Below are 17323 nucleotides of genomic sequence, written 5' to 3'. Positions count from 1 at the left end.
AAGCTTAAACCAGTAATGTAGGCTTCATTTTTGTAAATTAAAACTACTATCTTAAATGGAAAACCTGTCTGCACCACTAATGAAAAAGCTACTTCTCTTGATATCCTTATTCCTTTTTTCAATAATTGGAAATGCTCAAATTTCCTTTGAAAAAGGCTACTACATCACTAATGAAAATCAAAAAGTAACTGGATTGATAAAAAACCTAGATTGGAAAAATAATCCATTAGAATTTGAATTTAAACTTTCAGAAAATGCCGCTAGTGAAATAGTAAAAATTGAGAATGCTTCTGAGTTTAGTGTTGAAGGTATATCCAAATATGTAAGAAAGAATGTAAACATTGAGCAATCTAGCGATGACATAAACCACCTCTCAAGTAAAAAAGAACCCATCTTTAAAAATGAGAAACAATTTTTAAAAGTTTTAGTAGAAGGAAAGACTTCCTTATTTTTTTATGAGAATGGAAACCAAAGACGATACTTTTTCGACCCTAATGAAGGACAAATAGAGCCGCTCATTTACAAACGATATAGAAATCACCAAGAAAATGCCAAACACATTTTAATTAACAATAAGTACAGACAACAGCTATATGTACATCTTAGATGTTCTAGTATTGAGCAAAGGCAACTGGAAAACCTTAAATACTCCAAAGACGATTTGGTAAACCTTTTTATAAAGTATAACAAATGCCAAAATACTGATATCACAAATTACAAATCTAAAGAAGTGAGAAAGGTTTTTAATCTTAATATCAGACCAGGACTTAATAGCTCTTCTTATATACTCAGAAACACTTTCTTAACAAATAATAACATTGATTATGGCACAAAAATAAACTTTAGAATAGGAGCTGAAGCTGAATTCATTCTACCATTTAATAAAGACAAATGGGCCATTTTAGTGGAACCCACTTTTCAATCTTTTAGTGCTACAGAAGAATCAGAGACTATGTCATACTCTTCCGAGGTGAATTATAAATCAATAGAATTACCTGCAGGTATTAGACACTATTTTTTCCTTAACAAAAAGAACCAAGTATACACTAATATTCTATTCGTTTATGACTTTCCTTTAAAGTCAGATATCACCTTTTCTCCTGGCCCCATTTTAAACATAAACTCAAAAGAGAACTTTGCCTTTTGCTTGGGTTTCAAACACAGTAATAAACTAAGTGTAGAACTCCAGTATCGTACTAAAAGAAGCATTACTAAACTACATCCCCAATGGCCATCAGAATATAAAACACTATCTATGGTTTTAGGTTATAATATTTTACCATAATACTAATATTTCAAATGGTCTAGAACTTCTTTTTATGAAGAACAGAATTATAGGCTAATAATGATTTACTAAACGCCATATTTATATATATGAATCCTAAACCCACAGAAACAATCCCCATTCATTAAAATAAAAGTGTTTTAATCAACCCGCTTCTTTCCTTAAAACCTCAAGCGGTGGACTGTTTAAAACACTTCGGCTGTTACTTAATCCTATTAAAAGAACAATGCCTGTAATTCCAGGAAGTAGCACTAAAAACGGCACTAATGATGGCACAAAGGCAGCTTTAAAAACAAAGATTGCTAATAATTGACTAGCCACTAGCGATAATAAAATCCCGATTCCTGTACCTAAAATACCCAAATAGAAATATTCTAAGGCCGTTATTTTTAGAATTTGATTGCTCTTGGCTCCTAATGTTCTGAGTAAAACACTCTCTTTTATACGTTGGTATTTACTGGTTCTTACAGAACCTATTAAAACAATAATCCCAGTAAGAATACTGAAAAATGCCATAAAATTAATCACCCACGATATTTTGTCAAGAATCTCCTGCACGGTGGTTAAAACTTGCCTTAAATCTAAAATGGTCACATTAGGGAAGTTACTCACCAAATCTTGTTGAAGATTAGCCGAAACTTGTTCGTCTGGAGCATTGGTAGTCATAACGGTAAATTGTGGAGCTTGCTCCAAAATACCTGATGGGAAAACCACCGAAAAGTTTAATTGCATTCTTTGCCAATCTACCGTTCTTACGCCGCCCACATAGGTTTTCATCAAAACCCCTTGCACATTAAAAACCAAGGTGTCCCCTACTTTTAAATGAGCATCTTTGGCTAGATTGTCCGACACTGATATTGGAATTAAACCTCCTTGCTCCCCTTTTACAGGCCATTCGCCAGACTCTAAAGCCTCCGAAGCTATCAGCGAATCTCTGTACGTGGTTCTGAACTCATGGTTGACTATCCATTTTCCTCTTTTAGAAACGGTATCTTCTCTAATAACATCTGCCGATACGCCATTTATGCTTTGCACACGCATGGTCACTATCGGAATATTGTTTATCACCTTTAAATCCTTGCTTTTGATGGCGGCAGCCACCGCATCCTTCTGATTTGTTTGAATATCTAAAAGAATGACATTTGGGCTGTCAGCACTATTTTCTAAACTCGTTTTTGACAATAATATGTCTTTGGTAAAGTATAGGGTACTTATCAAAAAACTCCCGACACCAATCGCCAGAATCAAAACCATGGTTTGGTTATTTGGCCTAAATAAATTCAGCAAACTCTGGCGTGCCGAAAAACCCCAAGAATGCGGAAAGTATTTTTTAATCAATCGCATGAAGAGGTATGAAACTCCTGCCAAAATAGAGAAAGTCACCAAAATACCGAACACAAAACCTAAGGCATATTTCCAGCTCTGTAAAAACCAAAGAGAAAATAGAAAAATGAACAACATGATGCTTGAAATCACCCATGCTGTTGCTTTTTTGCTGGCTCCACTTTCTTCGTCCTGAATACGTAAAGCCTGTAATGGCGACACAAACCAAGTGCTTAAAAGTGGTAAAAGAGCAAAAAGAACCGACATGAAAACACCCAAAAGGAGTCCCATGACTATAGGCTTATAACTAATGCTAATTTCAACATCAAAAGGCAATAGGTCCTGAATAAATATTGGGAAAAGGCTTTGTAAAGCTAAACCAACCAAAGTGCCAAGAATACCTCCTAAAAGCCCCAAACCCGCTATTTGAATAAGATAAATAAGGAAAGACTGCTTTCTGGTGGCTCCTATACATTTCAGGACGGCCACTGCTCTTAGTTTTTCTTTAATATAAATATGTACCGAACTTGCTATACCCACACAGCCTAGCAATAAGGCAATAAAAGCCACGAGGTTTAAGAACTTAACAAAGTTCTCATAGTTTTTACCCAAGCGTTCGCTAACCGAAGTATGCGAATCAAAATCTGCATTTTCGGCATCCAGACGAGGGTCTACCGCATCATCTAAAGCGTCGATATCTAAATCTGGGCTTGCTTTGAAATAATAATTATACTCCACGCGGCTACCCAATTGTAGCAAACCTGTTCCCTCCATGAGGTCAAAAGGTAAAATAACGGGAGGAGCCATGGTGGTAGAAAAAGCATTACTACCCGGTGCTCCTTTTAACGAACCAAGAATAGGGAAAGTGGTATTACCAATTTTAACGCTATCGCCCGTTTTTAAATCAAACTGCAGCATCACCGTGGCATCTACCAATGCTCCTTGCCCTTTTTGATAGGCAGTAGCGGCTGATTCAGGAACTGTTTCTAGCTCGCCATAAATAGGAAAAACTCCGCCAATACCACGAACCTGAACCAGTTTATTGCCATTTTTGCTAGGAAAAGCTGCCATAGAAACAAAACGCACCTCTTGCCCAGCAGGGCCTAAAGAGTCAATAATAAACTGAACACCTTCTGTAGGAATTTGTTTACTGTCAATCAGATAATCGGCTCCCATGAGGGCCTTAGATTGCAAGCCAATATTGTCTTTCAGGTTTTTACTAAAAGACTGAATGGAAACCACCGCCGCAATACCCAGAATAATGGACGCCATAAAAAGCAGCAGCCTTTTACCACTAGCTTTTCCATCTCGCCAAGCCATCTGAAGCAGCCATCTAAAATTTGCTTTTGAATGCTGCATTAGGCAATTATGTTGGTTTCGTTTGATAAAATTTTACCGCCTTTAAGTCGTAGCACTTGTTGGGTTCTTTTGGCTAATTCTAAATCGTGCGTTACTATAACCAAAGTGGTACCTGCCTCTTTATTTAGTTCAAAGAGCAATTTAACCACCTTCTCCCCTGTTTCTTCGTCAAGATTCCCCGTAGGTTCATCGGCAAATAAAATAGAAGGTTTGGTAGAAAAAGCCCTTGCCAAAGCCACTCGCTGTTGCTCACCACCAGAAAGCTGTGAAGGATAATGATGCACACGGTCTGCCAAGCCAACTTTACTTAGCAATTCCAATGCTCTGTCTTTTGCCGCTTTAGAACCTTGCAACTCTAAAGGCACCGATACATTTTCAAGAGCCGTTAAAGTGGGTAGCAACTGGAAATCTTGGAAAATAAAACCCACCTCCTTATTTCTCAATAAAGCTCGTTGGTCTTCATCTAGGTTTTCTAAAGCCTCGCCACAAAGTTCCACAGAACCTGAATTGGCTTTATCTAAACCGGCACATAGTCCTAAAAGTGTAGTTTTCCCACTTCCAGAAGGTCCTACAATAGAAAATGTAGCTCCTGCACTTACATCGAATGAAATATCGTTTAAAACTGTTAGCTGTTTGGAGCCGCTGTTATACCACTTCCCCAGCTGGCTAACCTTTAATATCTTTGTCATAATTATTTTTTAAAATAAAACTCAAACGGCCTTTTGATTTGGCCAATTTTAAATTCTATGAATAAGCTACTTCCTCTTTTCTTTGTTTTGCTCATGGCTGCCTGTACTTCTGAATCTAAAACGGAAACAGAAGAAACTGAAAGTCAGTCAGAGAACATCTCAAAACCTGAGAATAATTCCAAAACCATCCTGTTTTTTGGGAATAGTCTAACGGCAGGCTATGGTGTGGGTGTAGAAGAGGCTTTTCCTGCTAAAATACAGAGTACCTTAGACTCCTTAGCATTAGCCTATACGGTAGTAAATGCAGGTTTAAGTGGCGAAACTACCTCGGGGGGCTTGAATAGATTAGACTGGGTACTTAATCAGAATGTTGACATTTTTGTACTAGAACTTGGAGCCAATGACGGCCTAAGAGGTATTCCTTTGAAAGAGACTAAAGCAAACTTACAAGCCATTATTGACCTAGTTTGGAAGAAAAACCCAGATACCAAAATCATATTGGCAGGCATGCAAATACCACCAAACATGGGGCAAGACTACACCACAGAGTTTAAAAACATCTGGACAGATTTGGCTAAAACTAACGATGTTAAACTAATTCCGTTTCTGTTAGACGGTGTAGGCGGAGTACCTAGCCTAAACCAAGCAGATGGCATTCACCCAACCATAGAAGGACATAAAATCTTAGCTAAAAATGTTTGGGAGGTTTTGGAGGAGGTGATTTAAGAGCCTTATCTCGCTTTTTGAATTATCAGAGTTCTTGTAAGACTATTCTCGGCTGTCGCTCCCTGTCTGCCGTGACAGGCAGGGAGTTGACATAAATTAGATTTCTCTCAATACACTTGTTAACGCAAGCGATACCTTATAACTATTTAGCCTTCACTTTTTTCAAAGCCGCTATCACTTCTAGTGCAGACATTCTTTCTGTATAGTTTGCCTCGACATGGGCAGCTACTATCTTTTGATTTGAATCTATAATAAATGTGGCTGGAACAGGAAGTGTTTTAGAGCCATCACCGTTTTCCTGTGTCAGGTCACGACGTTGATGATAATCTTCTCCTGGGTCAAACTGTAGATTATAAGCTTTTATTACTTCTTGATGAGCATCACTGAGTACTTCGTAGCCTAATTCATTCTTTTGTGCAGCGGTAAGTGCACCATCTGGACTTTGTGGACTAATGGCGAAAACTGTAGCTCCCAATGCCTGAATCTCTGGCAAATGCTTCTGTATTTCTCTCAGGTCAAGATTACAAATAGGACACCATTCGCCACGATAAAACTTAATAATGACAAAGCCCTCTTTTAAGGCATCCGACAGGGAAATATTATTACCAAAAGCGTTTGGCAAGGTAAAATCTGGAGCGGTATCACCAATTGACAAACCTTTTACCTCTGATGCATTGGCTATTACTAATTTTTGAAATTCTTGAAGGGCACTCATTGCTAATATTTTTCTAATTTGATTTCTGTAAAAAGATTACTGACCTATAAACGCGATATAGAGCTTCAAGGTTTTAGTTTCTACCATAAAACGCTTATCTGGGCAAACTTAAACTACACACTCGCCTCATATGCCTCCCTAATCCAAGAAACCAACTCTTCATCTACTTCTGGGACGTCTGTTAGTTTCAGACGGTGCGTGCACATGGTACCAAAAGGGCCAGAGTTTCCTAGTCTTTCTGTTTCTGGCTTTCCTTTTAACTTAAGGCCTAAATCTATTCGGGTTTTGGTGGCTGGTTTTATGAGTGCAAACTGCCTTTTTCTTATCAAACTAACTGAGTCCTTTTTGGGCGTTTTTGTTATATCATCACCAAAAGCTAAAATCACTTCTAGCAGTTTATCATAAATAGGCTTTAAGGCTTCTTTTCCTGTGTATTGTTTAGCTACTAAATCTTCTGGCGTTTCTTGATTGTCTTTTGACAATTGAATAATAGTATTCGCAAAACCATGTGTAACGCCATGCTCTTTCTTTAAAAAAATCATGGCTTCACCGTGCTTCGCAAAGTTTTTAGCCGCCAATATGGTTTTCCATTCCGCTAATGACTTACCCGTTTTCTCAGGCATATTGTCAATCATAGTTTGTAGTGCTTTCTCCATGGTATTTGAATATTACTATCTAAATATATCCATAAAATGCTTGCCTTTCTTTGACTGACTCTAATACCGCATGTACTGTTAAAACTATCTCTGGCGGGATTTTTAAGTCTAAATTCTCTTCTACCGTTTTGGTCAGTAATTGAGCAACATAATATACTACCAAATATTTATCTTTCAACAGCTCTCCAAATTCTTGGCTACTAAAAAACTTAAGAACCAGGTTCTTTTGTTGGTGGTTTAATAATTCTAGTAGAAAAACCTGCATATCCCTCCCCTTTGCAGCGACTAAAAGCCGATTAGCTCTTTCTTCCAAATCATCAAATACACCATTCCATATTTCAATTAAGATTTGCAAGCTCTTTCTAATATCATCCGACACTCTTACATTACTTTCCCTAACTAATTCTAAAGATTTTGCTTTCGAAATATTATTAAGGTAATACATCAAAGCAAGGTTATAGTATGCATTATTATCTTTCTTCTCAATCGCCTTTAAATAGTATTTTTCAGCTAATTCTATTCCCCCATTCTCCTCGTACATCTTTGCTAGATTAAACAAGGCCACAGAGCATTCACCTTTAATCGCTTTTAAATAGAACTTTTCTGCTAGCTCGAACTTCCCTTGCCTACTATATAAATTTGCTAAATTATTTTGAGATTCGAAACGTTGATTCCCCCTAGTCATCAGGTAATACCTCTCTGCTAGTTCATGTTTACCTTTTCTATCATAAAGCAGTGCCAAATTGTAGATGGCATCCTTGTCCTTGTTTTCTATCGCCTTTAGATAGTATTTCTCGGCCAAGTAAAATTCATCTTTATTATCGTAAAGTATTGCTAGATTATTAAGAGAATCTAAATCCTTATTTTCTATTGCGATCAAATGATATTTCTCAGCCAATTCTACATCTCCAAGATCTTGATAAATTAAAGCGAAACGAGAAAAAGGTACTTCCGAACCATTTTCAATGGCTAGAATATAATATTTTTCAGCTTTTCTGAATTCTTTTAAGCCATGATAAGCCAAGCCTAAACCTAAAAACTTAACTCCTCCAGCTTCATTTTCTACTTCTTCTAATAGTTTAACTACACGTTGGTAATTTTCAGCTGCAAATGCTTTTGAAACTTCCGTACCTATTTCTCCAAACTTTCTAGGTAATTCGAGGAAACTTGACTGTAAGGTCGGTTCCTTTAAATCTTCCGTTAGCATAATAATTGAATCTCTATCCACTACAGAGATATACTTACTTTGACTTAGTGCCTTGGAATGAATGAGTGCCTTGTTCCAGTTTATATTCTTGGATTTCAAATTTTTTATATGCTCCTCTGTCAATTTCTTAAAGTCAGCTGCATCGTACCAATTCTCTAAAAATATACTTAACCATTTAGCCTTCCTTTTTTGCTCAGGGTTTCCTTGGGTTATTATCAACCACATGTTAAAAAAACGCTCAGAAAGCCTGTAGAGGTTTTGTTTCTTAGCTGTGGGTACTACATCAACTATCCCTTTATCTGCCAATGTCTTTAAATTGGCTGATATTAGTTTGCTCTGCATTTTGGTTTTAGACACCAGTTGCTTCGTACTACAAGCCTCCCAAATAAATGCCATTTCCAATACCGTTTTTCTTAATTGAGGCGTCAAATAATTTAACCTTTCTTGGTACACTGGGCTAACATTATCCATGACCTTTTTAAGGTATTGATAAGAAGTATTTTCAGTCTTTTGTAATACTATCTGTATAAAAAACTGAAGCGTACGTGGAAGACCGTCCGTCAATATTCTTATATTTTCTAGTTTTCCAGGACTTCCTAAAACAAACTTTCTTAGCTCACTTATTCCTAAAGAATCACTCCAATGGAGTAAAAGTAGCTGCATCTCATCTCGACTCAAAGCCTCTAATCGGTGTCTGCGAAAAAACTCATAAAACGGTTTATCGTATTGCCAAAAATGCTCATCCATTCGTGTGCTTCCAGCTATTATTTGTACATCAGAATAATTTATTAAGGTCTCCCTCAACAAATTACCATCATCAGTAAAATTCTCTACAATCCTGTCAAAGTTATCTAAAAGCAGTATGATCTTCTTTTTATGCTTTTTACAAATTGCATGTATCAATGCATATAGACTGTGTGTATATTCTTGGTCATCATCAAAAGTCGAATAATCGGGTAGCGTAATTTGCTCAGTTAACTTAAGCCTTAGTTCGTCCAATACATATTCCCACAAATCGAACAAACGGTAGACGCCAGCCTGCTCTTCAGCTAGGTTAATAGAGATAAAACGCTTGCTCAACTTTTCATTCTCACAGATTTCAATTTCTATTCGCTTTAACAGAGTAGATTTTCCGCTACCACGTCTGCCTAAAATCAATTCATGCTGAATAGGGTCATTCGCTTTTTTGGTCTTCATGGAATCTATAATAAGCTCAAACTCTTCTCGCCTAATGATGAAGTTTTGTTTGATAGACTGAGCATCACTATTAGCTGACTGATATACATTCAATTGGTCGATAAACCAATTCCCTAAATTTGTATTCTTCTTATCCATTATAAACTGGGTTATTTCTTTTCCAAAAAGCTTTTAATAAGGGAGAAATGAATGTGTAGCTACTTTCTATTTCTACCAAATATCCATCCTGCTCTAGATCTGACATAAAATCCATGTAGTCGGTCTCTTTTTCATGTGCTATAGCTTTATCATAGATTTCTTGAATTGAAATATGCTCTCTATGTGCTACATGGGTTAAAACCTCACCAACAAAAGCATAGTCCTTCTTAGGCAGGTAATCAGATAGACGTTTCTTCCAGTCTATAAAGTGGTCATTATGTTTGACCACAATCTCAAAAGCCTTATTTAATGTGACCTCTGAAATATCAGACGATTTGGCTTTCCTTGCTTGCTTATCTACCTCTTCAAGTAAAATATTAATGAAATATGGTGTAAAATATGGCCCTATTTTGGTGAGAAATATTGCTACTAAGTCTGGGCTATACTTAACTGTGGATAACTCAGTTGCCCATTGAATGTAGTCCACTGCTTCAGCCTGTTCAAAAGGAGAGCATTCTACATTCTTTAAATCATTCAAATCTGAGTTTCTCCCTTCAATAGCATTGACCACATAATGTATACCAATGGAACCGGCAAGTACAAATTTCAATTTATCAATATTGCCTTGACGCCATGTTCTGAGTTGTTTTAAAACCTCAATAGCTTCCTCTTTTTTGCCTGACTTATTTAGGTTGTGAAGTACTTCGGGAAGTTCATCTAATAAAATCAGGATGGTCTCAGAAGACTCATCAAAATTATTAATCTCCTCGAAAAGTGTTTCAATTTCAGAAACGAAGTCTACTTCAATATTCTTAAATTTGACAGAGCCTTTTATGTCAATTTCTGCTATTGACTTAGATAGAAGATGTTTCTTTAGCCATTTCTTAACTTTAGTACTTTTACTAAAACCTTGTAATAACAGTTCATATATCTTTTTGTAAAATTCTTTAGCTGACTTTATGGACTGAATATTTTTAAAAATTACTTGAAATCCAGGATTTGGGTCTCTTTCTAACTCCCGCATGATGGAAGTTTTACCCACTCTTCTGGGTGCTGCAATCAAAACATAATTCCCCTTTTTCAACTCAATCCAAATTTCTTTCACTATCTCATTTCTTGGATAGAAATACTTACCAGTAGCCACATTGCCTACAATTGTTTTAGGAGCTTTCCAATCATTCATACTTAACAATACTTTTCGTGTCAGATTTATTTGACAGTAAATGTACTGCTAATTCTATTTAACAGCAAATGCACTGTCAAAACTAAAAGCAAGATGCGTATTATTAATACGACCAACCACTTTTAATAGTAGTGATTTCACAAAAAAAGACCCTTCAGCTGTGCCAAAGGGTCTTAATCGGCCAATATTCGAAGATTGACATTATTCAAGTAGACTAGATTTTCATTATTTATTCACCAAAACAGTCACAATAGACTGAGCCGGAATGCTCAATTTGCCAGTCTCTATTATTTGCATTTCTGCCAAATCCGCAGTTTCAGAAGTGACATAAGCTTTAGAAGTGTTTGCCTTATTTCCATCAGTATTTAGGGCTATATCCATGGCTTTGGTAGCAGAATTGACAAAAACATAGACCATTTCTTTAGTTTCTGGCTGCTCGTAAGCAGACACTAAAAAGTCTTTGTTCTGCGTAAACTTACCATCTAAAGAAACCTCCACTCTTTCAAAACCCGGACGTATGAAACGACTGTAGTTTCCTAAAGCCCAAAGCATTTTGGAATCAGCATAGTTGCCGTCCGTATTATTCTTATCTACGTAAACCAAGCCGTCTTTATAGTCGTAGCCAGAAACTGCCGTCCACCAATTCCAAGCAGAAGCATTGGCCACAGCCAAATCATTATGAATGACACGAGCCACATATAAAGCTGGTGTTATACCTAAATCTTTTCCGTTACCCTGTATTTCACCGCTATTTCCTCCTAAAATGCAGTACTCACTCATCCAAAGCGACAAACCTGGTACTTTCGCTATTTCGGTTTTAAGCTTGCTTCTCATCTCCACAGAAGACTCAAAAGGCGAGGTAGTAAAATAACTGTGAGCAGAAAGGTTGCGAGCCACATGTTTCAGATTTCCAATATAATCGGCAGAACTTTCATTGAAAAAAGCCTGAATTTGACTTCCTATTCCTGGCTTATCAGCATCCTCAAAGAGATAATTGATTTTACCTGCTTCTGCCAAATCAATGGTTGTATTTAAGCCATCAGCTTCTAAAGCCGCATCTAATGCTCTAATGACACCCGCTATTTCATTATTGTAAAACGGCGTTCCCTCTTGATTAGGCTTAGACCAGTCCCACTGTGGCTCATTAATTGGGCTAATGTAATCTATCTCTAGCCCTCTTTCTTTTAGGTTTTTCAGAACTGTGCTCAAGTACTTCGCAAATTTCGGATAGTTTTCTGGGGCCAAATTGGTTTCACTATTATTGGCGTAAGCCTTACCATTTCTGGTCATAGAAACCGGCGGACTATTAGTAAAAGCCAAAAGCTTTTCTACCCCATGTTTCTTAGCTTCTTCTGCAAACCACACTTGGCCTGCTTGCTTATTCCAGTCATAAGAGCCATCTACATTTAAAAAAGATTCTCCTCTTCTCCATTCGTCTTTAATGTCTGATGACTCACCTTGTTCGGCACTTCCTGCACCCAAATTGAATCGCCAAAGCGATAGACCAATCCCTTTCGGGTTTCCATTATTGTCTAATTCTTTGCTAAACAAAAGCTCCGCAATGGCTTCTTTTTTTGCCGAAGGCCATTCTCCCACAAAAGCACATGCCCATGCATCAGATGCACCAAAGTTTTCAATTTCTTGAAATCTCCTATCGGTCAATGCATTCACATTAATGATATTATCTATTTCAGGGTTTATTACTGGGCTGGTCTGTAAAGAATCTGAGCCACAGGAGGTAAAGCTAAAAAAAGAAAGAGAGCTTAGCAGTATGACACTGTGTGCCGAAATTCTAAATTTTCTAATAAGTTTTAACATAAAATAAATTTATAAAAAAGGAGGACTTTCATCCCCCTTTTCTTTTTTTAGTTATATCCTGGATTTTGCTGCAACTGATTATTTGAAGCTAAAATTTCTGCTCTAGGAATAGGCAACCAATAATGCTGCGTACTAAAGCTTTTTCCTTGTAAACTCACCATTCTGTTATACGTCAAGGTACCATCTTCAGCTTTCACTATTTCAATACCATAAGCTGGCGTATTTTCTACTTGGTCAGCAATCATCCAACGACGAACATCATAGAATCTGTGCTCTTCAAAAGCAAGCTCAATTCTTCTTTCACGCTGAATTCGCTCTCTCATTTCATCTTGACTAAGTCCTTCTGGAAGGTTTGGCATTCCCACGCCACTTCTGCTTCTAATACTATTTATAGCATCATAAACACTTGCGTCTGGGCCTACAGTCTCATTTTGAGCCTCAGCATAGTTTAGCAAGATTTCTGCATAACGGAAATAAATCCAGTTTTGCGTTCCTGCTACGTTCCATGGGTTTTGAATAGGTAAACGCTCATCCACAAACTTCTTTAGGTAATAGCCACTTTTGGTGGTATTCCAGTTTGCAGGACCGTCTTTACTATCTCTTCCACCAGGAATAAACGTTTCTACTTGTCTGTCTCTATAGTCTGCACCGTTATAAAGCACAGTCTCATAAAATCTAGGGTCACGGTTTTCATAAGGAGCGGCTGCTTGCTCTGGGTTATCCCAAGAGAAATCGCCGCCATCCATCATTTCATAATCATCCACTAAATTTTGTAATGGCACATTACCTGCCCAGCCATCGTATCCGTTAGGACCATTGGCTATTTCTAATGCCGTATGTCTAGAATTGATGTTGTAATATCTCGCAAAAATTGTTTCCTCATTGCTATTAGGCGTTAAGAAAAGTTGACCGTAACCACCTTGGTAAAGGCTATACTGCTGCATATCCATCACGGCTTTGGCTGCTTGAGCAGCTTCTTGCCATTTCTGTGTATCGTTTTGACCACCGGTGTATAAAGGACTGGCTGCATAAAGTTTAAGACGAGCATTTAATGCCAATGCAGCACCTTTTGTAGCTCTACCTTCTTTCCAGCTATTAGAGTTTTGAGCTGGCAAATCTGCCGCTGCTGCGTCTAATTCTGCCGTAACATATGCCAAACCTTCTTCTATTGATGCTCTAGTGAAAAAAGCTGGGTCAGTAAAATCTTCTCCTAGTTGAGAAACTTTGTCGCCCATTAATACTACTTCACCGTAATTTCTAATTAAATCGTGATAACGGAAGGCTCTAATAAATCTAAGCTCTGCTGTTAAAATCTTTTGATAAGATTCACTCATTCCTACTTGGTCAATATTAGTAAGTGCATAATTACACTCTCTAATACTTCTGTAAGAACGGCCCCACAAAGTACCTGCAATACCGGTGTTTTCAGGAGAAAGTTGCCCTTGCTGAATAAACCAAGTATTGTCGTCATTGTTATAGATAGACTCATCTGTCAATGAACTCCAAAGTGCATATTCAAAACCTCTACCAAAACCAGGTACGTTTCCATCACCCTCTTTGTTGGTCAATCTTACGCCTAAGTACCTGTTAATTACATAACTTTCAAAAAGCGTAGAATCATTTAATATAGACGCATCCGATACTCTGTCTGTAGGAACCACATCTAAAAAGTCTTCCTTACAGCTGATGGCTGTTATCGCTGAAAGCCCAATGGCCAATAGCGGTATTATAATTTTTTTATTTTTCATTTCTAATTATTCTAAAATTGAATGTTCAGACCTAGGTTAAATATTTTCTGTTGCGGATAAAACTGACCGCTTTCGCTAGAACCCTCTGGGTCAAAATCTTTAACACCTGTAAGTGTCAACAGGTTAAAAGCATTGGTGTAAATTCTTAGAGAACCAATATTTGCTCTTTCTAAAATGCTTTCAGGCAAGGTATAACCAAGCTGAATGTTTTTCAACCTTACAAAAGCAGCATCATTTAACCAGAAGTTATTTCTGTAAAGACCACCACTAATGGCAGATGAAGAACGCTCACTTACACGTGGGTAAGTTCCTTCCGTATTAGAAGGGCTATAACGGTTGTCTGCCCAGCTACTGTAATAGTTACCGATGGTTCCTGACTCAGGTAAAACATACTGATTAACCTGTGCTTGCCCAGAAAGTATAGCAGAGAAATCGAAGTTTCTGTAAGCCGCTTGAAGCGTTAAACCGAAAGTCATTTGAGGAATATTTCCGTACTCGGTACGTACTTGGTCGTCTGCAGAAATGTTTCCGTCACCATTATAATCTTCATAAATCAAATCGCCTACTTGAGCTCCTGCCACATGAGGGTAAGCATCTAACTCTTCTTGGCTTCTGAAAATACCTATAGCGTTATAAAGCAAATAAGTATTTAATGACCTTCCAGTTTCTCTTTGATAATCTAAAACACCAGGGGCTTCATCTTTAAATACTAGCTCATTTTTAGCATATGTAAAGTTTGCGGCTATGCCGAAACTGAAATCACCACTTTTATTATAGCCAACAGAAGACTCTATACCACTGCTTTTCACTTCACCAATATTCTCTGCAGGAACTAATGTTTCGGCATCATAAGGATTTACAATTCCTGAAGTACCTGGAATTGAAGCGTTTCTTGTAGTCAAAATATCACTTCTGTTTTGTCTAAAGTAAATGACCTCCGTAGTGAAGTTTTTCAACCAAACTGCGTTTAAAGCGATATCGGTTTTCTTAGCTACTTCCCATGTGATGTTAGGATTTCCTAATCTAGTTAGGTCAATTCCTGTGCTAACCACATCACCTATCAGGTAACGGTTATTGAAAGAATAGTTATCATAGTACTGAAACTGACCTACATTATCATTTCCTAGTTCACCGTAAGAAGCTCTGATTTTTAAGTCATTAAAGAAGCTTTGGTTGTTTTGAAACCATGGCTCTTCAGAAATTCTATAACCAGCAGAAACAGATGGGAAGAAACCATAACGACTCTCTTTAGGAAAGTTAGAAGACCCATCAGCTCTTAGCTGAATCTCGGCCATGTATTTCTCATTATAGTTATAAAGAAAACGTCCTAAATAACTCTTTCTGGTAAAGTTATAGCTGCTTCCGTAGTTATTATAATCAGAGGCTGCAGCACCACCTTGTGATAGTTCTGGAGTTTCTGTAGTAGGAAAATGAAGCCTTGAAGCTCCTAATGTGTGCGAGCTGTTTGAGCTTTGCTCATAACCTACAAACACATCTACATAATGACCTGCGAAGTAATTTTTATAGTTTAACTTAATATTACTTACGCTCATTGATTGATTATAATGCTCTTCAAACAATGCCGCTTGCTGGTCTGCATCGCCACCTACTACCACAGGGTCATAAGCACCTGAACCGCTGTTATAGTTATACAAAGTATAAGGCGTTAAGAAGTTGCTTTTTCTATTAGAGTTTTCATCAATAGAGTAAAACCCATCTACAGAAAGACCATCTAAAAATGGCAACTTATAACTCGCTCTTAATACCCCGTTAAATACGTAGTTTGGGTTTTTATTAAGTCCTGCCGTTTCTGTAGCCATTACCACTGGGTTAGAGTTCTCTATACCAGACGATGGCAATCCATTAGGATATACAGCCGCTTGCGTAGGATAGGCTCTATAGATATTACGGAACAAATCATTTGCACCTGATGTAGGGTACTGTCTGTCTTCTTTTCTACCAGAAAGTGAGAAACCTACTTTTAACCTTTCGGTTATATCGGCGTCAATATTGGCTCTGAAGTTATATTGATTATACTCAGTTGCTCCATTCTTATAAAGTCCTTCTTGACCAGATTTACCTAAAGAAAGGAAATAACTCACGGCATCAGTACCACCTCTAACACTTAGGTTATGCTGATTTTGAAGAGCTACATTTTTTAAAGTGGCTGCCGCCCAATCCGTATTTGGATAATTTACTGGGTCAGAACCATTTGCAAAGTTTGCAATTTCTGATTCAGAATACACTTGATTTAAACCGTTAGCATTATTGTTATAATAAGCTATTTCGTTTCTTATTTGACCGTAGGTAGCTGCATCCGCCATGTCTGGAAGACGTGTTGGCGAAGAAAAACCTTGGTTAAAGTTATAAGACACTGTTGGCTTTCCGCTTTTCCCTCTTTTGGTAGTCACCAAAATAACACCATTGGCTGCTCTAGAACCATAAATAGCCGCAGATGCATCTTTAAGAATAGAAACACTTTCAATGTCGTTTGGCGATAGTCTTTCTAAACCTCCTATTTGACCAGGAACTCCATCAACTACCACTAACACATCATTATTTCCCGTAGTAGCTAAGCCACGAATGGTAAAGCTAGAACCATCATAACCCGGCTCACCAGAACGGTTATTGGCAATAATACCAGAAAACCTACCTGCTAAGGAGTTTGACAAGTTAGGCTGCGGGCTACTTTCTAGTGCCTTACCTTCGATTTGAGAAACAGAACCTGTCAAAGTAGCTTTCTTTTGCTCACCATAACCTACCACTACTACCTCACTAAGCGTTTGTAAATCTGATTCTAAACTAACCTCTAATTGGGTTTGACCATTAAGTACTACCTCTTTCGCTTTAAACCCTATATAAGAGAAAAGTAAAACAGGGTTTGCTGTTCCAGATACGTTTAGCTGAAACTTTCCATCTTGGTCTGTAATAGTACCAGTGGTAGTACTCTTAATTAAAACAGAAACACCCGGAAGTGTCTCCCCTGTTTCGTCTAACACTGTCCCGCTAACGGAGCTTGTTTGACCGTGCACATCTGGGCCTCTTCCTAAGAGTAATGCAAGTAGCATTACACAAAACGGCCAGACTTTCAATCGTAATCTTGTTGGCATCTTTTAATACTTTATATGTTAAATAATATTTGAGGGTCTTTTAAGTCCAAATATTCCGTTATCATTATTTGAAGAATATTTGTGCTTTATTTCCTACTGCAATATTAGAAGGCTTGGCAACGGCAGAGAGGGTACAAATCGTTATTAAAAGAGGGATAAATCGTTCATC

The 17323-nt window shown here is 37.6% G+C and carries 11 protein-coding genes; 2 read left to right on the top strand and 9 right to left on the bottom strand.

Annotation, left to right across the window (positions count from 1 at the left end; all coding sequences use genetic code 11):
- Window positions 1–55: 55 nt before the first annotated feature.
- Entirely contained in the window at window positions 56–1285 is a 1230-nt protein-coding gene (locus tag AC0L6O_RS08840) for a tRNA modification GTPase (protein ID WP_473307917.1), read from the top strand.
- Window positions 1286–1429: 144 nt separating this feature from the next.
- Here the strand turns inward: AC0L6O_RS08840 and AC0L6O_RS08835 are convergent, their stop codons facing one another.
- On the bottom strand, window positions 1430–3967 hold the full coding sequence (locus tag AC0L6O_RS08835; protein WP_473307915.1) for an ABC transporter permease: 2538 nt from the start codon (window positions 3965–3967) through the stop codon (window positions 1430–1432).
- Window positions 3967–4656 (bottom strand): ABC transporter ATP-binding protein, encoded by a 690-nt coding sequence (locus AC0L6O_RS08830; protein WP_473307913.1) that lies wholly within the window; start codon window positions 4654–4656, stop codon window positions 3967–3969. Before AC0L6O_RS08830 ends, AC0L6O_RS08835 begins: the two co-directional genes overlap by 1 nt.
- Window positions 4657–4713: 57 nt before the next feature.
- On the opposite strand from AC0L6O_RS08830, the gene AC0L6O_RS08825 reads away from it, so the two are divergent.
- Window positions 4714–5382 carry an arylesterase gene (locus AC0L6O_RS08825; protein WP_473307911.1) on the top strand — a complete coding sequence of 223 codons (669 nt, stop codon included), beginning with the start codon at window positions 4714–4716 and terminating at the stop codon, window positions 5380–5382.
- Window positions 5383–5524: 142 nt separating this feature from the next.
- On the opposite strand, the gene AC0L6O_RS08820 is transcribed toward AC0L6O_RS08825, so the two are convergent.
- The 7 genes from AC0L6O_RS08820 to AC0L6O_RS08790 all read right to left on the bottom strand — a co-directional run bounded on the left by AC0L6O_RS08820 (window position 5525) and on the right by AC0L6O_RS08790 (window position 17154).
- Window positions 5525–6097 (bottom strand): peroxiredoxin-like family protein, encoded by a 573-nt coding sequence (locus AC0L6O_RS08820; RefSeq protein ID WP_473307909.1) that lies wholly within the window; start codon window positions 6095–6097, stop codon window positions 5525–5527.
- A 113-nt stretch (window positions 6098–6210) separates the two neighbouring features.
- Window positions 6211–6753: a DUF5655 domain-containing protein gene (locus AC0L6O_RS08815; protein WP_473307907.1), complete on the bottom strand. Its 543-nt coding sequence runs from the start codon at window positions 6751–6753 to the stop codon at window positions 6211–6213.
- Between the two features lie 19 nt (window positions 6754–6772).
- Window positions 6773–9295 (bottom strand): tetratricopeptide repeat protein, encoded by a 2523-nt coding sequence (locus AC0L6O_RS08810; protein ID WP_473307905.1) that lies wholly within the window; start codon window positions 9293–9295, stop codon window positions 6773–6775.
- The gene (locus AC0L6O_RS08805) at window positions 9288–10478 is read right to left on the bottom strand and encodes an ATP-binding protein (RefSeq protein WP_473307904.1); all 1191 of its coding nucleotides are present in this window, start codon (window positions 10476–10478) and stop codon (window positions 9288–9290) included. The genes AC0L6O_RS08810 and AC0L6O_RS08805 overlap by 8 nt, the downstream gene beginning before the upstream one ends.
- A gap of 225 nt (window positions 10479–10703) precedes the next feature.
- Window positions 10704–12296: a glycoside hydrolase gene (locus tag AC0L6O_RS08800; RefSeq protein ID WP_473307902.1), complete on the bottom strand. Its 1593-nt coding sequence runs from the start codon at window positions 12294–12296 to the stop codon at window positions 10704–10706.
- A 47-nt stretch (window positions 12297–12343) separates the two neighbouring features.
- Window positions 12344–14044, bottom strand: a complete 1701-nt coding sequence (locus AC0L6O_RS08795) for a RagB/SusD family nutrient uptake outer membrane protein (RefSeq protein WP_473307900.1) — start codon at window positions 14042–14044, stop codon at window positions 12344–12346.
- A gap of 11 nt (window positions 14045–14055) precedes the next feature.
- On the bottom strand, window positions 14056–17154 hold the full coding sequence (locus AC0L6O_RS08790; RefSeq protein ID WP_473307898.1) for a SusC/RagA family TonB-linked outer membrane protein: 3099 nt from the start codon (window positions 17152–17154) through the stop codon (window positions 14056–14058).
- Between the last annotated feature and the right edge of the window lie 169 nt (window positions 17155–17323).

The organism is Arcticibacterium sp. GJ41-1, from assembly GCF_055808875.1.
The sequence above is the reverse complement of the archived record's forward strand: the minus strand, read 5'-3'. Positions and strand labels throughout refer to the sequence as shown.

What these genes read in the sequence shown, in the direction of transcription:
- AC0L6O_RS08840 (WP_473307917.1), top strand. Translation starts at nt 56, where the DNA reads ATGGAAAACCTGTCTGCACCACTAATGAAAAAGCTACTTCTCTTGATA.
- AC0L6O_RS08830 (WP_473307913.1), bottom strand. Translation starts at nt 4,656, where the DNA reads ATGACAAAGATATTAAAGGTTAGCCAGCTGGGGAAGTGGTATAACAGC.
- AC0L6O_RS08795 (WP_473307900.1), bottom strand. Translation starts at nt 14,044, where the DNA reads ATGAAAAATAAAAAAATTATAATACCGCTATTGGCCATTGGGCTTTCA.
- AC0L6O_RS08835 (WP_473307915.1), bottom strand. Translation starts at nt 3,967, where the DNA reads ATGCAGCATTCAAAAGCAAATTTTAGATGGCTGCTTCAGATGGCTTGG.
- AC0L6O_RS08790 (WP_473307898.1), bottom strand. Translation starts at nt 17,154, where the DNA reads ATGCCAACAAGATTACGATTGAAAGTCTGGCCGTTTTGTGTAATGCTA.
- AC0L6O_RS08805 (WP_473307904.1), bottom strand. Translation starts at nt 10,478, where the DNA reads ATGAATGATTGGAAAGCTCCTAAAACAATTGTAGGCAATGTGGCTACT.
- AC0L6O_RS08810 (WP_473307905.1), bottom strand. Translation starts at nt 9,295, where the DNA reads ATGGATAAGAAGAATACAAATTTAGGGAATTGGTTTATCGACCAATTG.
- AC0L6O_RS08820 (WP_473307909.1), bottom strand. Translation starts at nt 6,097, where the DNA reads ATGAGTGCCCTTCAAGAATTTCAAAAATTAGTAATAGCCAATGCATCA.
- AC0L6O_RS08825 (WP_473307911.1), top strand. Translation starts at nt 4,714, where the DNA reads ATGAATAAGCTACTTCCTCTTTTCTTTGTTTTGCTCATGGCTGCCTGT.
- AC0L6O_RS08815 (WP_473307907.1), bottom strand. Translation starts at nt 6,753, where the DNA reads ATGGAGAAAGCACTACAAACTATGATTGACAATATGCCTGAGAAAACG.
- AC0L6O_RS08800 (WP_473307902.1), bottom strand. Translation starts at nt 12,296, where the DNA reads ATGTTAAAACTTATTAGAAAATTTAGAATTTCGGCACACAGTGTCATA.